General features: G+C 64.6%; 18 protein-coding genes and 1 pseudogene. 10 read left to right on the top strand and 9 right to left on the bottom strand.

What is annotated here, in order from left to right; translation table 11 throughout:
- Nucleotides 1-27: 27 nt before the first annotated feature.
- The 5 genes and pseudogenes from AB8Z38_RS12140 to ppc all read left to right on the top strand — a co-directional run bounded on the left by AB8Z38_RS12140 (nucleotide 28) and on the right by ppc (nucleotide 7,129).
- The gene (locus AB8Z38_RS12140) at nucleotides 28-837 is read left to right on the top strand and encodes a crotonase/enoyl-CoA hydratase family protein (protein ID WP_369725311.1); all 810 of its coding nucleotides are present in this window, start codon (nucleotides 28-30) and stop codon (nucleotides 835-837) included.
- Nucleotides 838-956: 119 nt separating this feature from the next.
- Entirely contained in the window at nucleotides 957-2,501 is a 1,545-nt protein-coding gene (locus tag AB8Z38_RS12135; protein ID WP_369725310.1) for an acyl-CoA synthetase, read from the top strand.
- Nucleotides 2,502-2,616: 115 nt separating this feature from the next.
- Complete coding sequence (locus AB8Z38_RS12130) at nucleotides 2,617-3,708, top strand: rhomboid family intramembrane serine protease (RefSeq protein WP_369725308.1); 1,092 nt, start codon at nucleotides 2,617-2,619, stop codon at nucleotides 3,706-3,708.
- 49 nt (nucleotides 3,709-3,757) lie between these two features.
- A complete protein-coding gene (locus tag AB8Z38_RS12125; protein ID WP_369725306.1) occupies nucleotides 3,758-4,162 on the top strand; it encodes a YccF domain-containing protein in 405 nt (134 codons plus the stop codon).
- A 301-nt stretch (nucleotides 4,163-4,463) separates the two neighbouring features.
- Nucleotides 4,464-7,129 (top strand): annotated as a pseudogene (gene ppc / locus AB8Z38_RS12120) (phosphoenolpyruvate carboxylase).
- A gap of 397 nt (nucleotides 7,130-7,526) precedes the next feature.
- Here the strand turns inward: ppc and AB8Z38_RS12115 are convergent.
- The 3 genes from AB8Z38_RS12115 to AB8Z38_RS12105 form a co-directional block, all read right to left on the bottom strand.
- Nucleotides 7,527-8,441 (bottom strand): SDR family oxidoreductase, encoded by a 915-nt coding sequence (locus tag AB8Z38_RS12115; RefSeq protein WP_027516818.1) that lies wholly within the window; start codon nucleotides 8,439-8,441, stop codon nucleotides 7,527-7,529.
- A 105-nt stretch (nucleotides 8,442-8,546) separates the two neighbouring features.
- A complete protein-coding gene (locus AB8Z38_RS12110) occupies nucleotides 8,547-9,686 on the bottom strand; it encodes a thiolase (RefSeq protein WP_369725304.1) in 1,140 nt (379 codons plus the stop codon).
- A 3-nt stretch (nucleotides 9,687-9,689) separates the two neighbouring features.
- Nucleotides 9,690-10,103 carry a Zn-ribbon domain-containing OB-fold protein gene (locus AB8Z38_RS12105; protein WP_369725302.1) on the bottom strand — a complete coding sequence of 138 codons (414 nt, stop codon included), beginning with the start codon at nucleotides 10,101-10,103 and terminating at the stop codon, nucleotides 9,690-9,692.
- 173 nt (nucleotides 10,104-10,276) lie between these two features.
- On the opposite strand from AB8Z38_RS12105, the gene AB8Z38_RS12100 reads away from it, so the two are divergent.
- The 4 genes from AB8Z38_RS12100 (at nucleotide 10,277) to alkB (ending at nucleotide 13,870) form a co-directional block, all read left to right on the top strand.
- A complete protein-coding gene (locus AB8Z38_RS12100) occupies nucleotides 10,277-11,626 on the top strand; it encodes an amidase (RefSeq protein WP_369725300.1) in 1,350 nt (449 codons plus the stop codon).
- Nucleotides 11,619-12,305: a DUF2848 domain-containing protein gene (locus AB8Z38_RS12095; protein WP_369725298.1), complete on the top strand. Its 687-nt coding sequence runs from the start codon at nucleotides 11,619-11,621 to the stop codon at nucleotides 12,303-12,305. The genes AB8Z38_RS12100 and AB8Z38_RS12095 overlap by 8 nt, the downstream gene beginning before the upstream one ends.
- A 155-nt stretch (nucleotides 12,306-12,460) precedes the next feature.
- Nucleotides 12,461-13,207, top strand: coding sequence for a 2OG-Fe(II) oxygenase (locus tag AB8Z38_RS12090; protein WP_369725297.1), 747 nt, complete (start codon nucleotides 12,461-12,463; stop codon nucleotides 13,205-13,207).
- Nucleotides 13,208-13,216: 9 nt separating this feature from the next.
- The gene (gene alkB / locus AB8Z38_RS12085) at nucleotides 13,217-13,870 is read left to right on the top strand and encodes a DNA oxidative demethylase AlkB (protein ID WP_369725295.1); all 654 of its coding nucleotides are present in this window, start codon (nucleotides 13,217-13,219) and stop codon (nucleotides 13,868-13,870) included.
- Between the two features lie 90 nt (nucleotides 13,871-13,960).
- Here alkB and AB8Z38_RS12080 read toward each other — a convergent pair whose 3' ends face one another.
- From AB8Z38_RS12080 to hpaH, 6 genes are all read right to left on the bottom strand, one after another.
- Nucleotides 13,961-15,589 (bottom strand): thiamine pyrophosphate-dependent enzyme, encoded by a 1,629-nt coding sequence (locus AB8Z38_RS12080; RefSeq protein ID WP_369725293.1) that lies wholly within the window; start codon nucleotides 15,587-15,589, stop codon nucleotides 13,961-13,963.
- A gap of 25 nt (nucleotides 15,590-15,614) precedes the next feature.
- A complete protein-coding gene (locus tag AB8Z38_RS12075; RefSeq protein ID WP_369725292.1) occupies nucleotides 15,615-16,484 on the bottom strand; it encodes a fumarylacetoacetate hydrolase family protein in 870 nt (289 codons plus the stop codon).
- Between the two features lie 177 nt (nucleotides 16,485-16,661).
- The gene (gene hpaD / locus AB8Z38_RS12070) at nucleotides 16,662-17,645 is read right to left on the bottom strand and encodes a 3,4-dihydroxyphenylacetate 2,3-dioxygenase (RefSeq protein WP_369725290.1); all 984 of its coding nucleotides are present in this window, start codon (nucleotides 17,643-17,645) and stop codon (nucleotides 16,662-16,664) included.
- Nucleotides 17,646-17,753: 108 nt separating this feature from the next.
- On the bottom strand, nucleotides 17,754-19,292 hold the full coding sequence (hpaE, locus tag AB8Z38_RS12065) for a 5-carboxymethyl-2-hydroxymuconate semialdehyde dehydrogenase (protein WP_369725288.1): 1,539 nt from the start codon (nucleotides 19,290-19,292) through the stop codon (nucleotides 17,754-17,756).
- Entirely contained in the window at nucleotides 19,285-19,683 is a 399-nt protein-coding gene (locus AB8Z38_RS12060) for a 5-carboxymethyl-2-hydroxymuconate Delta-isomerase (RefSeq protein ID WP_369725286.1), read from the bottom strand. The genes hpaE and AB8Z38_RS12060 overlap by 8 nt, the downstream gene beginning before the upstream one ends.
- A gap of 45 nt (nucleotides 19,684-19,728) precedes the next feature.
- On the bottom strand, nucleotides 19,729-20,535 hold the full coding sequence (gene hpaH, locus AB8Z38_RS12055; RefSeq protein ID WP_369725284.1) for a 2-oxo-hept-4-ene-1,7-dioate hydratase: 807 nt from the start codon (nucleotides 20,533-20,535) through the stop codon (nucleotides 19,729-19,731).
- A gap of 111 nt (nucleotides 20,536-20,646) precedes the next feature.
- Between hpaH and hpaR the strand changes: the two genes are divergently transcribed.
- On the top strand, nucleotides 20,647-21,162 hold the full coding sequence (gene hpaR, locus AB8Z38_RS12050; protein ID WP_369725282.1) for a homoprotocatechuate degradation operon regulator HpaR: 516 nt from the start codon (nucleotides 20,647-20,649) through the stop codon (nucleotides 21,160-21,162).
- Nucleotides 21,163-21,179: the final 17 nt, after the last annotated feature.

The following is a 21,179-nucleotide window of genomic DNA, read 5'->3' as shown; positions in this document are numbered from 1 at the left end:
TGAACAAGAACAGGGGAGAATTCATCCATGGAAGAGCGCGTCGCGATCTCGATCTCTGAAGGCGTCGCCGATGTTCGCCTGGTGCGGGCAGACAAGATGAATGCGCTCGATCAAGCGATGTTTGAGGCCCTTGTCGCCGCAACCGAGCGGCTTTCAAAGGAAAAAGGCGTGCGCGCCGTCGTGTTGTCCGGCGAGGGCCGCGCGTTCTGCGCCGGTCTCGACATGGGACGCTTTGCCGCGATGAAGGAGAAGGGCGGCAACGGAATTCCGGGTGGCGAAAATCGCGACCTCACCAAGCGCACCCACGGCCAGGCGAATTTTGCGCAAGCCGCGGTGTGGGGCTGGCGGCAGCTTCCGATGCCTGTCATCGCCGCGATCCAGGGCGTCGCCTTCGGCGGCGGCTTTCAGCTCGCGCTCGGCGCCGACATGCGCTTTCTCGCACCGGATGCGCGGATGTCGGTGATGGAGATCAAATGGGGCCTCGTGCCCGATATGGCGGGCACGCCGATCCTGGCATCCCTGGTGCGCGACGACATCCTGCGCGATCTCACTTACACCGGCCGCATCTTCTCGGCGCAGGAGGCGATGGCTTTCGGCCTCGCCACGCGCATCTGCGACGATCCGCGCGCCGCTGCGCTCGAAGCCGCGCGCGACATCGCCGGAAAAAGCCCTGACGCGATCCGCGCCGCCAAGCGGATGCTGAACAATCTCTCGGTCGATCCGGGCCCGGCGCTGCTCGCCGAATCTGTCGAGCAGCAGAAGCTGATCGGCAGCGCGAACCAGACCGAAGCGGTGCGTGCCAATCTCGAAAAGCGCGCGCCGAGGTTTGCGGATTAGTCCCTCCGTCATTCCGGGGCGCCCGAAGGGCGAACCCGAATCTCGAGATTCCGGGTCTGGTCCTGCGGACCATCCCGGAATGACGGCGACATCAACCGACAGAAGATCGGATCATAACGATGAGCGAAACGTCGCGATTCCTCGGCATCGTCTCCGGAGATCGCCGTCGCAACCATACCGAGGTCGCCAACCGCGCCGACCGCATCGCGAGCGGCCTCGCCCGGATCGGCGTCAAGCAAGGCGACTGCGTCTGCATGCTGATGCGCAACGACATCGCCTTCCTGGAGGCCGCCTACGCCGCGATGCGGCTCGGGGCCTATGGCGTGCCGATCAACTGGCACTTCAAGCCGGAGGAGATCAGCTACATCCTCAAGGACACCGGCACGTCCGTTCTGATCGGTCACGCCGACATGCTGCATGGCTTGCGCGATGCGATCCTCAAGGGCGTCACGGTCCTCAGCGTACCGACGCCTCCGGAGATCCTCTCCAACTACAAGATCGATCCGGCTCAACTGGCGACGCCGGATTTCGCGATCGATTTCGAGTCCTGGCTCGCGCGATACCAGCCCTATGAGGGCCCGATGGTGCCGCAGCCCATGAACATGATCTACACCTCCGGCACGACCGGCCACCCCAAAGGCGTGCGGCGCAACGCGCCGACGCCGGAACAGGCGGCAGCCGGCGAGCGCATGCGCGCGATGATCTACGGGCTGAAGCCCGGCGCCCGCACGATCCTGCCGGGGCCGCTCTATCATTCCGCGCCGAATTCGTTCGGCATCCGCGCGGGCAAGCTTGGTGGCGCGCTGGTGCTGATGCCGCGTTTCGAGCCCGAGGAGTTTCTGGAGCTCATCGAGCGCTACAGGATCGACACCATCTTCATGGTGCCGACCATGTTCATCCGTCTGATGAAGCTGCCGGAGAACATTCGCAAGAAATACGACGTCTCCTCGCTCCGCCATATCATCCACGCCGCGGCGCCGTGCCCGGCTGACATCAAGCGCGCGATGATCGAATGGTGGGGGCCGGTGATCTACGAGTTTTACGGCTCGACCGAATCCAGCGCCGTCACCTTCGCGACTTCGGAAGATGCTCTGCGGAAGCCCGGTACGGTCGGCAGGATTTCGCCGGGTGCCGAGTTGCGTTTCATTGGCGAGGATGGCCGTGTGCTGCCGGCCGGCGAAATCGGCGAGATCTATTCCCGCATGCCCGCCATGGCCGATTTCACCTACCACAACAAGCCGGAGAAGCGCGCCGAGATCGATCGGGACGGCTTCATCACCTCCGGCGATGTCGGCTACATCGACGAAGACGGCTACGTCTTCATCTGCGATCGCAAGCGCGACATGGTGATCTCGGGCGGGGTCAACATCTATCCGGCCGAGATCGAGGCCGTGCTGCACGCCGTCCCCGGGGTGCAGGATTGCGCGGTGTTCGGCATCCCCGATGCCGAGTTCGGCGAGGCGCTGATGGCCGTGGTCGAGCCGCAGCCAGGCGTCACGTTGGAGGCCGCCGGCATCCGTGCGCGGTTGAAGGCCTCGCTTGCCGACTACAAGGTGCCGAAGCACATCGAGATCCGAACGGGGCTGCCGCGCGAAGATTCCGGAAAAATTTTCAAGCGCCGCCTGCGGGATCCCTATTGGGAGCAGGCGGGACGGAAAATCTGACACGACGCAAGGCCAGCGTTGCCGCGCGCAAAACACGTTTACTACACGCAAGAGTAGCAATTTTCGTACGGCTCCGCTAGGTTGTGGTGCTCACCACGCTCCTTTGCGATGACCCATGGCCCTCTACCGCACCAGCCCCGGCTTTTTCGAAGCCCCTCATGCCGCACTCTACGTCGTCATGACGGCGACGGTTCTGGTCTCCGGCCTCTGCCTCTTGCAATCGGGCGGCGGCTCGTCGGCGCCGGCCGAGCTGCTGTTTCGCTACGGCGGAATGTATTCGGGCGCACTGCCGCAGCATGAGTATTGGCGGCTGTTCGCCTATGGCTTCCTTCACGTCAACTTCATTCACCTCACCACCAACATGTTGTGTCTCGTTCTGTGGGGCGGGCATGTCGAGAGGCGGGTCGGACCGGCGTATTTTCTGATGATCTATATCTGGGCAATGGTTTTCGGCGCCATCGTCGGTAATGCCATCCATGCAAGCCCGTACCTGACGGTGGGCGCGTCCGGTGCCACCTCGGGCATTCTCGGCGCGCTGCTCTGCCTCTGGATCTTGGGCAAGCTCAACCTCAGATTCGACTTCTTCGCCATCAATATCGGATTGAGCGTGGCGTTTGCGATCAGCAATTCACGGATCGACTGGGGCGTGCATCTCGGCGGCTTTGCCGCCGGCCTGATCGCCTGCGCACTGCTCGATCTCATCGAGAAGGCGAATGCCTATGCGCTTCGCTGCAAGTTTCCGGAAGCGGTGAAAGTCAACCTTGCTCTGCTTTTCTGCGCCGCCGGCCTCTGGATTTGGGCAGGTCAGGCGCAGCTCCTGGAGAGCTCGGGATGGCGCACGGCCATGATTGTTGCCGTTACATGCGGCGCAATCGTCAAGCTGGTCGATGTCGTGCTCTCGATGAAGAAGGGGCTCGCGACGGTCGTGACTGCGCTGGCTGGCGCGAACGCAGTCGCTGTATTGCTCGGCGGGTGGGCTGTCGCGTCCGCGCAATGCGAAACGCGTTGGCCGAGCGGGCTCCCGCTACTGGACAACCTTCTTGACGCGTTCTGTTCGAGCCCGGTCCTCGTGACCGGATTGAGCTCGATTGGCGCCGTCGCACTCACGCTCTGGATTTTCTCAGCCGAGATCCACCGCGGGATCGACGATGTTGGATTCGTCGGCGCTACGCTCCGCGCCGAGCGGAGCCGGCGGCATGGACTATGATCTCGCAGCACCTGTGATACAAACGGGATCATCGAACCTCGGATATGCCATGGCTCCCGTTTCCATCCTGCTCAACCTGCTCTGGATTCTCATCGGCGGCGCCTGGATGGCGTTCGGCTGGCTGATCGCATCCGTCATCATGGCCATCACCATCGTTGGCCTGCCCTGGGCGCGTGCGGCTTTCAACATCGCAGTCTACACGCTGCTGCCGTTCGGTTCGCGGGCGGTCAGCCGCTATGAGGTCACCGGCATGAGCGATATCGGCACCGGCCCGCTCGGTGTCTTTGGCAATATCATCTGGCTCGTGCTCGCCGGCTGGTGGCTCGCGCTCGGCCATCTCGTCACCGCCGTGGTCCTTGCGATCACCATCATCGGCATTCCCTTCGCCTGGGCCCACCTGAAGCTCGCAGGCATCGCGCTCTGGCCGATCGGCAAGGTGATCGTGCCGGCGTAGCGCCGGAAAGAAGCGATAGTCGAGGCTCTTGCCAGTGCGACGGCTGAGGAATTGGTCCAAGCCGGCCCATGTGTGCGCCGCCACCAAGTTCATCTTGCGCTGCGGTAGAAAAATATCGCACACTCGGTTGAGCCGGGCAGCCAAGCGAGCTCGAACAGGGGAGCGAGCCATGTCCCTCCAGACACTACCATCCGACACCGCCGACCATCGCTCCAACCGCCCTGAGGACGTCCAGGCACTGGAGGCCGATGCGCGGCTGCGGGACGACATCCGCCTGCTCGGGCGCATCCTCGGCGACACCGTGCGCGACCAGGAGGGCGCCGAATTGTTCGACCTGGTCGAGCGCATCCGGCAAACCTCGATCCGCTTCCACCGCGACGAGGACCGGCTCGCCCGCCGCGAGCTCGAGCAGATCCTCGACGGCATGTCGACGTCCGAGACGGTGCGGATCGTCCGCGCCTTCAGCTATTTCTCCCACCTCGCCAACATCGCCGAGGACCAGAACAACATTCGCCAGATGCGCGCCCGCAGCGCCGCCAAAACCGGCAGCTCCGGCGTGCTGGCGGAAACGCTGGCCCATGCCAAGGCGGCGGGCTTCACGGCCGACCAGCTGCGCCGCTTCTTCAGGGACGCCCAGGTCAGCCCGGTCTTGACCGCGCATCCGACCGAGGTCCGCCGCAAGAGCACCATGGATCGCGAGATGGAGATCGCGGCGTTGCTCGACCGCCGCGAGCGGGTCGCGCTGACGGAGGACGAAGCCATCGCCAGCGACGAGCAGCTCCGTCGCGAGGTGCTGACGCTGTGGCAGACCAACCTGTTGCGCCGGACCAAGCTCACCGTGCTCGACGAGGTTGCCAACGGCCTGTCGTTCTACGATTACACTTTCCTCCGCGAGGTGCCGCGGCTGGTCAATGCGCTGGAGGATCGGCTGGAGGAGGGCGGCGCGCAGGCGGCCAGCGAACTCGCTTCGTTCCTGCGCATGGGAAGCTGGATCGGCGGCGACCGCGACGGCAACCCCTTTGTCACCGCCGACGTCATGCGCGGCACGCTGCGGCTCCAGTCCAGCCGGGTGATGCAGTTTTATCTGAACGAGCTGCACGTGCTCGGCTCGGAATTGTCGATCGCGGCCCATCTCGCCGACGTCTCCGAGGAGCTGCGCACGCTCGCCGAGCGCTCGCCCGACACCTCGCCGCACCGCAGCGGCGAACCTTATCGTCTCGCAGTGTCAGGCATCTATGCGCGCCTGACCGCCACGGCTGAAAAGCTCGAGGTCGAGATCACGCGCCGGCCGGTCGGCAAGGGCGCTCCCTATGACAGCGTCAAGGAGCTGCAAGCCGATCTCGACGTGCTGCACCGCTCGCTGATCTCCAACAATGCCGGTGTCATCGCCCGCGGCCGGCTGCGGCTGCTGCGACGCGCGGTGGATTGCTTCGGTTTCCATCTGGCGCGGCTCGACATTCGCCAGAACTCCGCGGTGCACGAGCGCACCATCGCCGAGCTGATGGACGCGGCCAATCCCGGCACTTCCTATCTCGCGCTCGGCGAGGAGGCCCGCATTTCACTGCTGACCAGCGAATTGCGCAGCGCGCGCTCGCTGGTCTCGCAGTTCGTCAAGTACAGCGACGAGACCATGGGCGAGCTCAACGTGTTCCATGCCGCCGCGGAGGCCCATGCCAAGTTTGGCTCGGATGCCATCCAGCAGTGCATCATCTCGATGTGCAAGGGCATGTCCGACATGCTCGAGGTCGCGGTGCTGCTGAAGGAGGTCGGTCTCGTCCATCCTTCGGGGCGCAGCGCCATCAACATCGTGCCGCTGTTCGAGACCATCGAAGACTTGCAGGCATCGTCGGCCATCATGGACCGCATGCTGTCGCTGCACGACTACCGCCGCCTGGTCGACAGCCGCGGCAGCGTGCAGGAGGTCATGCTCGGCTACTCCGACAGCAACAAGGATGGCGGCTTCGTCACCTCGGGCTGGGAGCTCTACAAGGCCGAGATCGGACTCGTCGAGGTGTTCGAGTGCCACCACGTGCGCCTGCGGCTATTCCATGGCCGCGGCGGCTCGGTCGGCCGCGGCGGCGGGCCCAGCTATGACGCCATCATCGCGCAGCCCGGCGGCGCCGTGAACGGCCAGATCCGCATCACCGAGCAGGGCGAGATCATCTCGTCGAAGTATTCCAACGCCGAAGTCGGCCGCAACAATCTGGAGATCCTTGCGGCGGCGACGCTGGAGGCGAGCCTGTTGCATCCGCGCCAGAGCGCGCCACGGCGCGAATATCTGACCGCGATGGACGAGCTGTCGAACCTCGCCTTCAAGGCCTATCGCGGCCTCGTCTACGAGACCGACGGTTTTGTCGATTATTTCTGGGCCTCGACCGTCATCAACGAAATCGCCACGCTGAACATCGGCAGCCGCCCGGCCTCGCGCAAGAAGACCCGCGCGATCGAGGATCTCCGGGCGATTCCCTGGGTGTTCTCCTGGGCGCAATGCCGTCTGATGCTGCCGGGCTGGTACGGCTTCGGCAGCGCGGTCGAGCAGTGGATCGCGCAGCATCCCGACAAGGGCATGCCGTTCCTGAAGGAGCTCTACAAGGAGTGGCCGTTCTTCCGGATGCTCTTGTCGAACATGGATATGGTGCTGGCGAAAAGCTCGATCGCGATCGCGTCGCGCTATGCCGAGCTGGTGCCGGACGAGGCCCTGCGCGAAAAAATCTTCGGCCGCATCCGTCGCGAATGGCATTCCTGCATCGAGACATTGCTCGACATCATGGGGCAGGACCGGTTGCTGCAAGGCAATCCGCTGCTGGAGCGCTCAGTGCGCCACCGCTTCCCTTATCTCGATCCGCTCAATCACGTGCAGGTCGAGCTGTTGAGGAGCATCGCGCGCAGAACCCGGACGAACAGGTGCTGCGCGGGATCCAGCTCACGATCAACGGCATCTCGGCGGGCCTGCGGAATACGGGGTAGGGATGTCCCTCGCAAGCGCGGTGTGCTCCCTCGCCCCGCCTGCGGCAGGGCAATCGCATATGGCATTTTAGGCGGTGTGAGCGCGCGCCTCGTCCTTCGAGACGACCGCTTCGCGGTCTCCTCAGGATGAGGCTAAGCGGCAATCGGAGCCCGTTGAAACTGCTGCCGCACAGTCGGTCCTCATCCTGAGGGCCCGCCAAAGGCGGGCGTTTCGAAGGATGGCCATGGAGAAATTTGCCTCATATGCGATGGCCCTGCCGCCTGCGGGGAGAGGGTTGGGGTGAGGGGGAGTCTCCGCAAGGACGGTGACATTGAGACCCGCGGAGAGTCCCCCTCACCCGGATTGCATCTTCGATGCAATCCGACCTCTCACCGCAAGCGGGGCGAGGTGAAGAGGCTAGACCGGATCCCAGGGGAAGATGTCGGCCGAGCGATCGAGCTTGTAGAACGAGCCCTTCAGCGCCGGCATGCCGTGCTCTGCGATGGATTGCGGCGTCCAGCCTTCGCTCCGATGCACCGAGCGCAGCGGGCGGTTCTGGCTGAACAGGAACAGCTCGTTCATGCGCGCGCCAAAAATCTGTCCGGACACGTCCTTGGCCGCATCGGAGAGCAGATAGGCGCAGACCGGCGCGATCTTCTCCGGTCCCATCTGCTTGATCTTCTCGACTCGCGCCTTCTCGGCTTCGGTTTCGGTCGGGATGGTGCCGATCATGCGGGTCCAGGCGAACGGCGACACGCAGTTGGAGCGGACGTTGAAGCGGCCCATGTCGAGCGCGATCGATTTCGACAGGCCGACGATGCCGAGCTTGGCGGCGGCGTAATTGGCCTGGCCGAAATTGCCGATCAGGCCGGAGGTCGAGGTGAAGTGCACGAACGAGCCCGACTCCTGCTCGCGGAAGATCCGCGCCGCCGCATGTGAAACGTAGAACGAGCCCATCAAATGCACCTTGATCACGGCCTCGAACGCTTCCACGCTCATCTTGTGGAAGATCATGTCGCGCAGGATACCGGCATTGTTGACGACGCCGTCGAGCCGGCCGAAATGATCGGTCGCGGTCTTGACGATCTTGCTCGCCGGGATTGCTTCCGCGACCGACTCGAAGTTGGCGACCGCAGTGCCGCCGCGCTTCTTGATTTCCTCGACCACCTCCTCGGCGGGCGTGGCGCTCGTGCCGGCGCCGTCGGCGGCGACGCCGGGATCGTTGACGACGACCTTGGCGCCTTCACCAGCGCAGAGCAGCGCGATCTCCCGCCCAATGCCGCGGCCTGCGCCGGTGACGATGATGACCTTGTCTTGCAGTGATTTTGTCATGTGGGTTCTCCTGTTTTGCCCGTCATTCCGGGATGGTGCGAAGCACCAGACCCGGAATCTCGAGATTCCGGGTTCGCGCTGCGCGCGCCCCGGAATGACGGTGCGTTATCTCTCGTTCGTAAACACGATCGTGCCACTTGCCGCGAACATGCCGCCGACGCCGTGGCACACCGAAATCTTCGCGTTCGGCACCTGCGCAGGCGCGATCCCTCGCATCTGCCGCACGCTCTCTTGCAGCGCGTACATGCCGTACATGCCCGAATGCATGTAGCTCAGACCGCCACCATTGGTATTGAGCGGCAGCTTGCCGCCAAGCCGCGTGTTGCCGTCCGCAATGAACTTGCCGGTTTCCTCGTGCGGCATGAAGCCGAGGTCGCCGAGCCCGAACAGCGGCAGATGCGCAAAGGCGTCGTAGATCATGAGATGGTCGACGTCCTTGTGCGCGATGCCGGCTTCCTTGAAGGCGAGCGGGCCGGCGGTCTTGAAGGCGCGCGAGGAATTGAATGTCTCCATCTGGCTGACCATCGGCGTTTCCACGCTCTCGCCGGTGCCCATGATGTAGACGGGCTTGCGCGGAAAATCCTTGGCGCGGTCGGCCGAGGTCAGGATCAGCGCGCCGCCGCCGTCGGTAACGAGGCAGCATTGCAGCAGCCGGAACGGATAGGCGATCATGCGCGAATTGAGCACGTCGGCGACCGTGATCGGGTCCTTCATCATGGCGCGCGGATTCTTCGCCGCCCATTCCCGCTGCACAACGGCCACCGAGGCCAACTGCTCATGGGTGATGCCGTAGGTCTTCATGAAGCGCAGCACGGGAATCGGAAACATGCTCGGCGGGCCGTAGACGCCGAACGGCGCCTCGAACTGGCCCTGCAGGCTGTCGACCGGGATCGAGCGCGGCGCCTTGCCGATCATCGACTTGCCGCTCTCGGCATGGGTGATGAGCACGGTCTTGCACAGCCCGGCCTCGATCGCCGCGGCGGCATGGCGGACATGCAGCATGAACGAGCAGCCGCCGACCGAGGTGCCATCCACCCAGGTCGGCTTGATGCCGAGATAGTGGCAGACCTGCTGCGGCGTTTCGACCGCTGTGGCGAAGCCGTCGATGTCGGACAGCTTCAGTCCGGCGTCGGCGATGGCATTGAGCGCCGCATCCGCATGAAGCTGGAGCTGCGAAGCGTTGGGGATGATTCCGAGCTCGGTGGTCTCGGCCGCGCCGACGACGGCAACCTGGTTGCTGCGCATGGCTTACCCCTTCGCCGGACGGAACACGGGAAGAGTGATCTTGTCGTCGAGCGTCTCGAAGGCGACCTCGAGCTTCATGTCGAGCTCGAGCGCTTCCGGCGTCTGCGGGCAATCGATGATGTTGCTCATCATCCGCGGTCCCTCGGCAAGCTCGACGACCGCGATGGCGTAAGGCGGCGTGAAACCGGGCGCGGCAGGGCGGTGGTTGATCACGTAGCTGTAGAGGAAACCCTTGCCACTCGCTTTGAAGCTGCTGACCTTGCGCGAGGCGCAGGACGGGCAGAACGGCCGTGGCGGAAAGTAGACATGCGCGCAGGCGTCGCAGCGCTGCAGGCGTAATTCGCCGGCCTTGGTGCCGTCCCAGAAGTGCTGGGTCTCCGGCGTCGGTTTCGGTCGCGCGCGCTGCGGTTCGGCCATGTCGGCAAATCCTCCAAGCTTAGGCCTTACGCCCGCCGGTTTCGATCTTGATGCGACAATTGACTATGGCGCGTCAACGGTCCAGCAGTCAGCATGCATGCCATCATGCGCACAATGCTTGTGTCGAACTGAGGCGGCGCTATAGATTGCGCGAAATATTCCGTGAGACAGACATGCCCGATTTTCCGACACTGGCGAAGCTCGCCGAAGACCTCGAGAGCGGCCGCACCACCTCCCGCAAGCTGGTCGAGGCCTGCCTTGCCAAAATCGCCGACCCGGCTGGCGAGGGACAGCGCGCCTTCATCCATGTCGACAAGGACGCGGCGCTCGCCGCCGCGGATGCGATGGACAGTCTCCGCAGGGTGAAGGCGGCGCCGTCGCGCTATGCCGGTATCCCGATCTCGATCAAGGACCTCTTCGACATCAGGGGGCAGGTGACTCGCGCCGGCTCCCGCGCGCTCGACGATTCCCCGCCGGCCGAGCATGACGCTGCGGCCGTGGCGCGGCTGCGCAAGGCCGGCTTTGTCGTGATCGGGCGGACCAACATGACCGAGTTCGCCTATTCCGGCATCGGCATCAATCCGCATTATGGCACGCCGAAGGGCGCCTGGAACCGGACCGAGGGACATGTACCCGGCGGCTCGTCCTCGGGCGCTGCGGTCTCCGTGCTCGACGGCATGGCGCACGGCGCGCTCGGCACCGACACCGGCGGCTCCTGTCGCATTCCGGCGGCTTATAACGGCATCGTCGGCTACAAGCCGACGCAGCGCCGCGTGCCGCTGGATGGGGCGGTGCCGCTGTCGTTCTCGCTCGACAGTATCGGACCGTTGGCGAGATCGGTCAGGTGCTGTGCCATACTCGACGCAGTGCTGGCGAACGAGCCAATCACAGCGCTGAAGCCGCGCCCGGTGAAGGGTATGCGCCTGGCAGTGCCGACCACGATTGCGCTCGACGACGTCGATGCCGAAGTCGCCGTGACGTTCGAGCGGGCGCTGAGGACGCTTTCCGATCACGGCGCCATCGTCGAGCGCATCGAGATGGCGGAATTCCACGACATCGGTCCGATGAACGCCAAGGGTGGCTTTGCGGCAGCCGAGAGCTTCGCCTGGCACCGCTATCTCATCACGTCCAAGGGCGACGTCTACGATCCCCGCGTCTCGGTGCGCATCATGCGCGGCGAGGCGCAGAGCGCGGCGGACTATATCGATCTCCTCAACGAGCGCCGTTCGCTGATCGCGCGCGTCAATGCCCGCATCGCGCCCTATGACGCCTTGGTGCTGCCGACCACCGCCAACACGCCGCCGAGGATTTCCGATCTCGCCGACGACAAGGCGTTCACGAAAGAGAACCTGCGCGCGCTGCGCAATTGCACCCTGATCAACATGATCGACGGCTGCGCCATCTCGCTGCCCGCCCATCGCGAGGGGGAAATTCCCGTCGGCTTGATGCTGGCGGGGAGCGGCGGGTCCGACCGCCGTATTTTCGAACTAGCTGCCGGCATGGAGGCCGTGATTCGTGTTTGACCTGACTTTCACCGTCGACGCCCAAGACACCACGACGCCGCTGACCTTGCCGATCGACCAGATGGTCATCGCCGGCTGGACCGGCCGCGACGCGGTCGCGCGGGACAAGCACATCGCCGAGCTCGAGGCCATGGGCATCGCCCGGCCGGCCTCGACGCCGATCTATTATCGCGCCTCGGCGCGGCGGCTCATCATGGAAGACAGCATCGAATGCTGCGGCGGCGAGTCCTCCGGCGAGGTCGAATTCGTGCTGATCGGCTGGCAGGGCCGTATCTTCGTCGGCTGCGGCTCCGACCATACCGACCGCAAGGTCGAGGCCTACAACGTCACCGTCTCCAAGCAGATGTGCGACAAACCGATCGCATCGACGCTATGGGAGCTCGAGGACGTGATCGGCCACTGGGACAAGATGGTTTTGCGCTCTTACGCCACCATCAACGGCGAGCGCGTGCTCTACCAGGAGGGCACGCTGGACGCGATGCTACCCGTCCACGATCTCATCGCGCGCGGGTTCGAGGCCGGGAAGCTGCCCGACGGCTGCGCCATGTTCGGCGGCACGTTTGCAGCCAAGGGCGGTATCCGCCCGGCGGACCGGTTCGACTTCGAGCTGGAGGATCCGGTGCTGAAGCGCACGATCAAGCATGGGTATGAGGTAGTCACGCTGCCTGTGTTGGGCTGAAGTTTCTCCGCGTCATTGCGAGGAGCCCTTGCGACGAAGCAATCCAGACTGGTTCCGCGGAGAGATTCTGGATTGCTTCGCTCCGCTCGCAATGACGGGGAGAGAGACGGAAATCGGGTGGTAGAGGACGGGGCGGTCCTGCGAAGGTCAGAGCCATGACAGCAACAGCACGCAAATCGGCTCAATCCGCGTCAGCGGATATTGACGCCCACGTCGATGCCCTCGACTGGCCAAAGATCACCGCCGAGCTCGACTCCCAGGGCTGCGCGGTCCTGACAGGCCTGCTGACGCCGGACCAATGCCGCGCCGTCGCCGCGCTCTACCCGAATGACGCGCAGTTCCGCAGCCGCATCGTCATGGGCCGCCATGGCTTTGGCCGCGGCGAATACAAATACTTCTCCTATCCGCTCCCCGACCTGATCGCGCAGTTGCGGCCCGCGCTGTACGTCCACCTGCAAGGCGTTGCCAATCGCTGGAACGAGGCGATGGGCATCGATATTCGCTATCCCGCGGCCCATATGGCATTCCTGAAGCGCTGCCACGAGGCGGGGCAGACCCGGCCGACGCCATTGCTGCTGCAGTACGACGCCGGCGATTTCAACTGCCTGCATCAGGACCTCTATGGCGAGCACGTGTTCCCGCTCCAGGTTGCGATCCTGTTGTCCGAGCCGGGACGCGATTTCACCGGCGGCGAATTCGTGCTGACCGAGCAGCGCCCGCGCATGCAGTCCCGCGCCGAGGTGGTGCCGCTCGCGCAAGGCGATGCGGTGGCCTTTGCCGTGCATCACCGCCCGGTCCAGGGGACACGCGGCAGCTACCGGGTTAATCTGCGCCATGGTGTCAGCCGGGTCAGGTCCGGCCAGCGCCACACGCTGGGTGTGATCTTTCATGATGCCAAGTAAACGCTGCGGTTGATGGCGGATCTGTTCGACAGCGTTGCCGAGGCGCAGCCGTCGCGCGAGGAGATCGCCGAGGGCGCGGTGCTGCTGCGCGGCTTCGTCAAGCCGGTCGAGAACGAGCTGATCGAAGCGGTGCGCGCCATCGTGGCGCAGTCGCCGTTCCGCCGCATGACCACGCCGGGCGGCTACCAAATGTCGGTCGCGATGACGAACTGCGGCGAGCGCGGCTGGATCACCGATCACACCGGCTATCGCTACGACCCGATCGACCCGCGCACCGGCGCGGCATGGCCGCAGATGCCGCCGGTGCTCCGCGATCTGGCCCGCCGCGCGGCCGAGCAGGGCGGCTTTGCCGGCTTCGCGCCCGATGCGTGCCTGGTCAATCGCTACGAGCCCGGCACGCGGCTGTCGCTGCACCAGGACAAGGACGAGCTGGATCTCTCCGCGCCGATCGTCTCGGTCTCGCTCGGGTTGCCTGCGACGTTTCTGTTCGGCGGCATGGCGCGCACCGACAAGCCGCGCCGCTTCCGCCTCGTCCATGGCGACGTCGTGGTGTGGGGCGGCCCGAACCGGCTCGCCTATCATGGCGTAGCCCCACTCGCCGACGGCGAGCACGCGCTGCTCGGCCGGAAGCGGATCAATTTGACCTTCCGCAGGACGCGGTGACGTTCGCGTTCGTCATTCCGGGACGCGCTTTAGCGCGTACCCGGATCTCGAGGTTCCGGGTTCGATGCTGCGCATCGCCCCGGAACGACATCAGGGCCTTGCCGGGTGAATAAACGCCCAGGGGCTCACCTCGGAGTCCCGCGGCACCTCGACCGAGATCAGGTACGGCCCGCCATGCGCGAGCGCCTTCTCCATCGCCGCCTTGAACTGCTCCGGCGCGGTCACGCGTGCCGCGGCCACACCAAACGATTCCGCGAGCTTGACGAAATCCGGATTGACCAGATCGGACGCCACCACGCGGCCGTCGAAACGCTCGCGCTGGTCGCGGCGGACATTGCCGTAGGCGTTGTTGTTGAACACCAGCGTGACCACGCCGATGTTGAACTGCACGGCGGTGGCGAGCTCTTGCACGCCGAACATGAAGCCGCCGTCGCCGGTGATCGCCACCACCGGCTTGTCGGGATTGGCGACCTTGGCGCCAAGCGCGGTCGGGAAGCCCGAGCCGAGCGTGCCCTGATAGCCCGAGGTGATGAAGGTGCGCGGCTGGTAGATCGGAAACCCGTACCAGGAGGCGAAGCCGAACTGCGACAATTCGTCGGTGACGATCGCGTTCGCGGGCAACACCTCGCGCAGGATGTTGAGATAGGCCATCTGCGGCTGGATGCGCTGGATCTCGGCTTGCGCCGTCGCCGCCGCCTCGCGGATTTCACCTCGCCGGCTAGCCGTCCTTGCATAGCCGGCCTTGGTCACGGCGGCGACGAGATCGGCCGTGCCGGCCTTCGCATCGGCGACGATGGGGACATCGGAGGCGAGCCGGCGCATCTCGACGGGATCGATGTCGACACGAATGGATTTCAGCCCCTGCGGCTGATATGGCCAGCGGAAGCCCGATGCCGGCAGCTCCGCGCGGGTGCCGATTGCGATCATCAAATCGGTCTTCGGCCAAAGCTTGTAGGCTGCCGCCATGGTCAGCCCAAGCTCGTGCGCGTTGGACACGATGCCGCGGCCGCTGCGGAAGGCGACCACGGGCGCATCGATCGTCTCGGCGAGCTCGAGGATCTCCTCGCGCGCCTCGATCGCGCCGCTGCCGACGAAGATCATCGGCGCCTTGCTGGTCCTGATGAGCGCGGCCGCCTGCCTGATCAAATCAGGATCGGGCCGCGGCGCGGGCAACGGTTCCAGCACGTTTGCGGCGGCGGTGTCGACGCGCTGGGTGAAGATGTCCCACGGCATTTCCACCGACGCGGGGCCGCGCCGTCCGGACATCATTTCCTGGAATGCGCGCGCGACCGTGGTCGGTGCGTTGCCGGGCGTTTCGATCCGGTCTGCCCATTTCACATAGGTGCGCAGGGTCGCGAGCTGGTCCGGCATCTCGTGCAGATGACCGCGGCCCTTGCCCAGAAACTGCGTCGGCACCTGGCCCGTCACGCACAGCACCGGTTCGTTGCATCCATAGGCGGTGAGCAGCGCCGCGCTGGCGTTGAGCACGCCCGGACCGGGCACCACGCTGAACACGCCGGGCCTGCCGCTGGAGCGCGCATAACCGAACGCCATGTAGCCGCAAGCCTGCTCGTGCCGCGCGCCGATCACCTTGAGCTGGGCCTGGTGGAAGGCGTCGAACAGGCCGTAGACCTGCGCGCCGGGCAGGCCGAACACGGTGTCGACGCCATGGGCAACGAGGCCGCTTACAATCGCTTCGCCGCCGGTGAGGGTGGTCATTGCATTATTCCATTTCAGTGATCGTTCAGGCTTCGTCGACGACGCCGTTGCGCAAGGTGCCGATGCCCTCCGCCGCGACCTCGATGACGTCGCCGGGCTTCAAGTAACGTGGCGGATCGAACCGCGCACCGGCGCCGGTCGGCGTGCCCGTGACGATGATGTCGCCGGGAACGAGCGTTGCGAAGCTCGAGATATAGCTGATGAGGTAGCGGAACGGAAACATCAGCCGGCTGGTACGATCGTCCTGCCGCAGCTCGCCATTGACATGTGTGGTCAGGCGAATGTCGGCGATCTGCGTTTCCCTGATGTAGGGCACGAGCCATGGGCCGAGGCTGCCGCTGGAGTCAAAGTTCTTGCCCTGCGTGACGTTGAACTTGGCGTGGCGCAGCCAGTCGCGCACCGAGCCTTCGTTGCACAGCGTCAGGGCTGCGACGTGGTCGAGCGCGGCGCTCTCGGTAATGTGCCGGCCGGCCTTGCCGATCACCAGCACGATCTCGCCCTCATAGTCGAGCTGCGCCGAGGCACGCGGGCGCACCAGCGGCGTCTCATGGCCGACGAAGGAGCGTGGGCTCCGCATGAACATGCTCGGATATTTCGGCGCGTCCTGGCCGTCCTTGTACTCGGCATTGCGGTCGGGATAGTTGACGCCGATGCAGATGATCTTTTCCGGTGCGGGCACCGGCGGCAGCCAGGTGATGTCTGCGAACGCGTGATCCGGCGTCAGGCCAGCGGCTTCCTCAGCAAACCTCGCAAGCTTTCCAGCGGCGATGACCTCGCGCAGGGTCGGATAGTCCTTGGCGTGCCGCGGGGAGAGATCGACGATACCGCCCTCCAGGACAGCGCCGTACCGGGTTGAACCGTTGACGGAATAGGTCGCGAGGCGAGGGAGCTTCATTGGCAACTCTTCATTTCTTGTCGTCCCGGCGAAGGCCGGGACCCATACCGCGCGCTCCATCGTAGGGGCGCGATGACAATCCCGAACGACCAATCTTCGTCAAGCGTCTTTCTGTGGCTATGGGTCCCGGCCTTCGCCGGGACGACGGCGGGAGAGAGTCTGTGCCGGTCACCAGCGTTAATCCGCCACCAGCACATCGGCCACGAACTTTGGCTCCCGCACGGCTTGCCCGCTGAACGCCGAGCCCTGCTCGAACCAGGAGCGCGGCGCTGGCGCGCCCCACAGCGTCTGGCGACGCGGATCGCGCAGCGACCAGCGCAGCGGCTCATGGTCGTGATCGCCGGTGAAATAATCGCTGGTGTAGAGCTCCAGGCGGTGGCCGTCCGGGTCGCGCACATAAAGGAAGAACGCATTCGAAATGCCGTGACGCCCCGGGCCGCGTTCGATGTTCTTGACGAAACCCTGCGACGCCATCACGTCGCAGAGATGGATGATGTTCATCGCCGTCGGCGTCCAATAGGCGAAGTGATGCAGCCGCGGGCCTTTGCCGTTGGTGATGGCGAAATCGTGGACGTTGCCCTTGCGGTGCATCCAGGCGGCTGCGATGCGACCCTGCGGCCCGTCTTCCTCGGCGTATTCGGTGAGGCGGAAGCCGAGCCGGGCATAGAACTCGACGGTGTCCTGCACCTCGGCGGCGAAGACGTTGAAATGGTCGAGCCGTTGCGGATGGCATCCCCGGTAGAGATCGTAGCGGCGCAAGAGATGCGGCCGCCGGTCCATCGCGGCATAGAGCTCGATCTGGAAGCCGAAGGGATCGGTAAACTGAAGGGTGCGGCCCTGGAAGGCTTGGTCGACAAAGGCGTAACCAAGACCGTTCTCGGACACGAACTTTGCGGCCTTGTCGAGATCGCCGTCATTGCCCACCTTGAATCCAAGCCGGGCGCAGGCGGGGACTGCCGCCTTGCGCAGCACCAGCGAATGATGCTGATGCTCCTCGGATGCGCGCAGGTAAACCACGTTGTCGTCAGCGTCCTCGACATGCAGCCCGACGGTGGTCTCGTAGAACGCGCGGCTCAGCTTCAGATCGGTCACGTCGAGCACGACGTGGCTGGAGCGGATGATGTTGAACGGCGGCTCGAAGACGTGTTGCGGTACGGGCATGGTGTTTCCCCTCTCTAGACGCCGTCATTCCGGGGCGGGCCGTCAGGACCGAACCCGGAATCTCGAGGTTCCGGGTTCGTGCTGCGCACGCCCCGGAATGACGAAGCGTTAAATCCCCAGCTTTTGAATCTTGTGCGTGCCCCGCGCCAGCGAGACGTGCTTGGTTTCCATGTAGAAGTCGAACGAATAGTCGCCGCCGTCGCGGCCAATGCCGCTCGCCTTCATGCCGCCGAATGGCGTCGGCAAATGGCGGACGTTTTCCGAGTTCAGCCAGATCATGCCGGCCTCCAGCGCGTCGGCGACGCGCAGGGCGCGGCCGACGTCGTTGGTCCAGACATAACCGGTCAGGCCATAGCGGGTGTCGTTGGCGATCTCGATCGCGTCCGCCTCGTCGCGGAAGGGCAGCACCGTCAGGAAGGGGCCGAACACCTCTTCCTGCGCCACGCGCATCTTGCCGTGTGCGCCGGTCACCAAAGTCGGCTCGACATAATGTCCGCCGCCCGGGCCGTCATAAGCCTTGCCGCCGACCGCGATGGTCGAACCGTCCTGGCGCGCGACGTCGAAATAGGAGCAGACCTTTGCCAGATGCCGCTCATGAATCAACGGACCGATTTCGGTTGCGGGATCGAGGGGATGGCCGACCTTCAGCGCCTTCACCCGCGCGGTCAGCTTTTCGATGAATTGTTCTGCGATGTTCTGCTGGATCAGCAGGCGACTGGACGACGTGCAGCGCTCGCCGTTGAGCGAATAGATCATGAACACGACCGCATCGAGCGCGCGGTCGAGATCGGCGTCGTCGAACACGATCACGGGGTTCTTGCCGCCGAGCTCGAAATGCACGCGCTTCAGCGTCGGCGCGCCCTGAACCATGATCGCCGATCCCGTCGCGCTCTCGCCGACGAAGCCGATCGCCTTGATCGCAGGGTGTTCGGTCAGCGCCTTGCCGGCCTCTTCGCCAAAGCCGTGCACGGTGTTGAGCACGCCGTCGGGCACACCGGCTTCCTTGACGAGCTTTGCCAGAACAGAAGCCGTCACCGGCGACCACTCGGCCGGCTTGTGCACGACGGTGCAGCCGGCGGCGAGCGCAGGGGCAATCTTCCAGGTCGAGAGCATGAACGGCGTGTTCCACGGCGTGATGACGCCGACGGGGCCGATCGGAACGCGGGTGGAGACGTTCCAATGCTCGTCGCTCGGCGTGTTCTGGCCGTCGCGGGCTTCCGCGCATCTATCGGCGAAGAAGCGGAAGTTCTCGGCGGCGCGGATCGCGGCCTTGGCCATGAAGCGGTAGGCTTGCCCGGTGTCGATGCATTCGAGCACCGCGATCTCCTCGGCATTGTCCTCAATGGCATCGGCGACCCGGTGCAGCAGCTTCTTGCGCATTGCGGGTCCCATGTCGCGCCAGGACTTGAACGCGAGCGCAGCGGCGGTGGCGGCACGATCGACGTCCTCGGCATTGCCGCGGGCGACGCTTGCGAGCGTCGCACCGTCGACCGGCGACTTGGTTTCAAACGTCTCGCCGGAAATCGATGCGACGATCTTGCCGTCGATCATGTGGCCGATGCCGTCCGCGCGCAGCTTCTCAAGTAGCGGCGCGACACGTTCGCGGTTGGCCTGAAACACGTCGGCTTTCGGCGATGGCTTATCCATGGGCGGCTTCCACTTTCAGGGCATCGTGGATGTTGTTGCGCTTCCAGCTGGTGTCCTTGTCGTTGATCTGCATGTCGAACGACAAGGCGAACTTGCTGGCGGCGAAGACAGGATCGAGATACCGGGACAGCGCCTGGAACACGTGCTCGCCGGCCTTCTTGCGGGTCGGCAGATCGCGGCCCTCGCCGAGGCGCAGCACCATATCGAGAAAGCCGTAGTCCTGCCGGGCATCGGCGATCGCATAGTGCTCGCATCTGATCGCGCGAACGCGGATGCCGCCGAGCGGGAAGACGCCGGTCTCGACCGCAGCCTTGCGCACGACCTCGCACACCAAAGTCATATCGAGGCGGTCGTCGAGATTGGCCGAATATTCAATCGTGAAATGCGGCATCGCGGTTTCACTCCCTGTGTCGTCTTGCAGCGTGTTCTTGTTCGCTTAGGCGAAGTAGCAGCTCACCGAGCCATAGGCGCCATAATCGGCCTGAATTGTGTCGCCCTTGCGGGTCTCGATCGGGCGGATGAAGGAGCCGGCGAGCACGATCTGGCCGGGCTCCAGCGCAAGGCCGAGCGGCGCGATCTTATTGGCAAGCCAGGCCACGGCCGTCGCGGGATGATTGAGCACGCCGGCGGCTAGTCCCGTCTCTTCGAGCTGGCCATTCCTGAAACACAGCGCGCCGATCCAGCGAAGATCGGCTTCGAGCGGGCGGATCGGCCGCCCGCCGAGCACGATGCCGGCATTCGCGGCGTTGTCGGCAATGGTGTCGAAGACTTTTCGCGTCGCCTTGGTCCTGGGATCGACGCGCTCGATCCGCGTGTCCAGGATCTCCAGCGCCGGCACCACGAAATCGGTGGTGTTGAGCACGTCGAACATGGTGCAGTCGGGACCTGCGAGCCGCTTGCTCATGACGAAGGCGAGCTCTGCTTCGACGCGTGTGGCGATGAAACGCTCGGTCGGGATCAGCCCGCCGTCGGCAAAGAACATGTCGTCGAGCAGCACGCCGGAATCCGGCTCGTTGATGTCAAGCGCGCTCTGCATCGCCTTCGAGGTCAGGCCGATCTTGTGGCCCTTGACGGTGCGTCCTTCGGCAATCTTGACCTCGACCCACGCCTTCTGAATGGCGTAGGCGTCTGCGATGGTGATGCCGGGAAAATCCTGCGAGAGCTGCCGGATCTGCGTGCGGGTCTTCTCCGCCTGGTGCAGACGCCTCGCGCAAGCTTGGATATCGTCGTTGGAAAGCGCCATCTGTGATCTTACAAATCGTGGTGCCGGAAGATACTTAACATGTTAAGTTAATGCGTCAAACAGAATTTGAGCGTGTTGCACTGCAAACGTTTTGCGGCTTGAAAGAGCGTCATGTCGAAGAGACCGGCCGATCCGAACCAAAGCGCGCCTGCCGCCCGGCAGGTGCCGATGCGTGATTTCTCGCGCTCGCTGCCGATGTCGCTGCTCAGGGCGCGGGAAGCGGTGATGCGGCAGTTTCGCCCCTCGCTGCGCCAGCACGGTCTCACCGAGCAGCAATGGCGCATTCTCCGCGCGCTTGCGTCGATCGAGGCCGCCGAGGTCACGGAACTGGCGCGCACCGCGTTTCTGCTCGGGCCGAGCCTGTCGCGCATCCTGCGCGATCTCGAAGCGCGCAATTTGATCGAGCGCAAGACCGCGAAAGCCGACCAACGCCGCAGCGTGGTCTCGATCTCCAGAGAGGGCGTGAAGCTGATGGCAGCCGTTGCGCCGACGTCGGAAGCGATCTATGCCGAGATCACGCGACGCTATGGCGCACGCAGGCTGGCCGAGTTGCAGGAGATGCTGGGCCACCTCGAACAAAGTCTCGCGGAACTTGGCGTCTCCGAACAGGCAATAGCCGAGGAGTGACAGCAGATATGCGCGTG

It is taken from the genome of Bradyrhizobium sp. LLZ17 (assembly GCF_041200145.1).
Lineage (GTDB): Bacteria > Pseudomonadota > Alphaproteobacteria > Rhizobiales > Xanthobacteraceae > Bradyrhizobium.
This window is presented reverse-complemented; position numbering and strand designations above follow the sequence as displayed.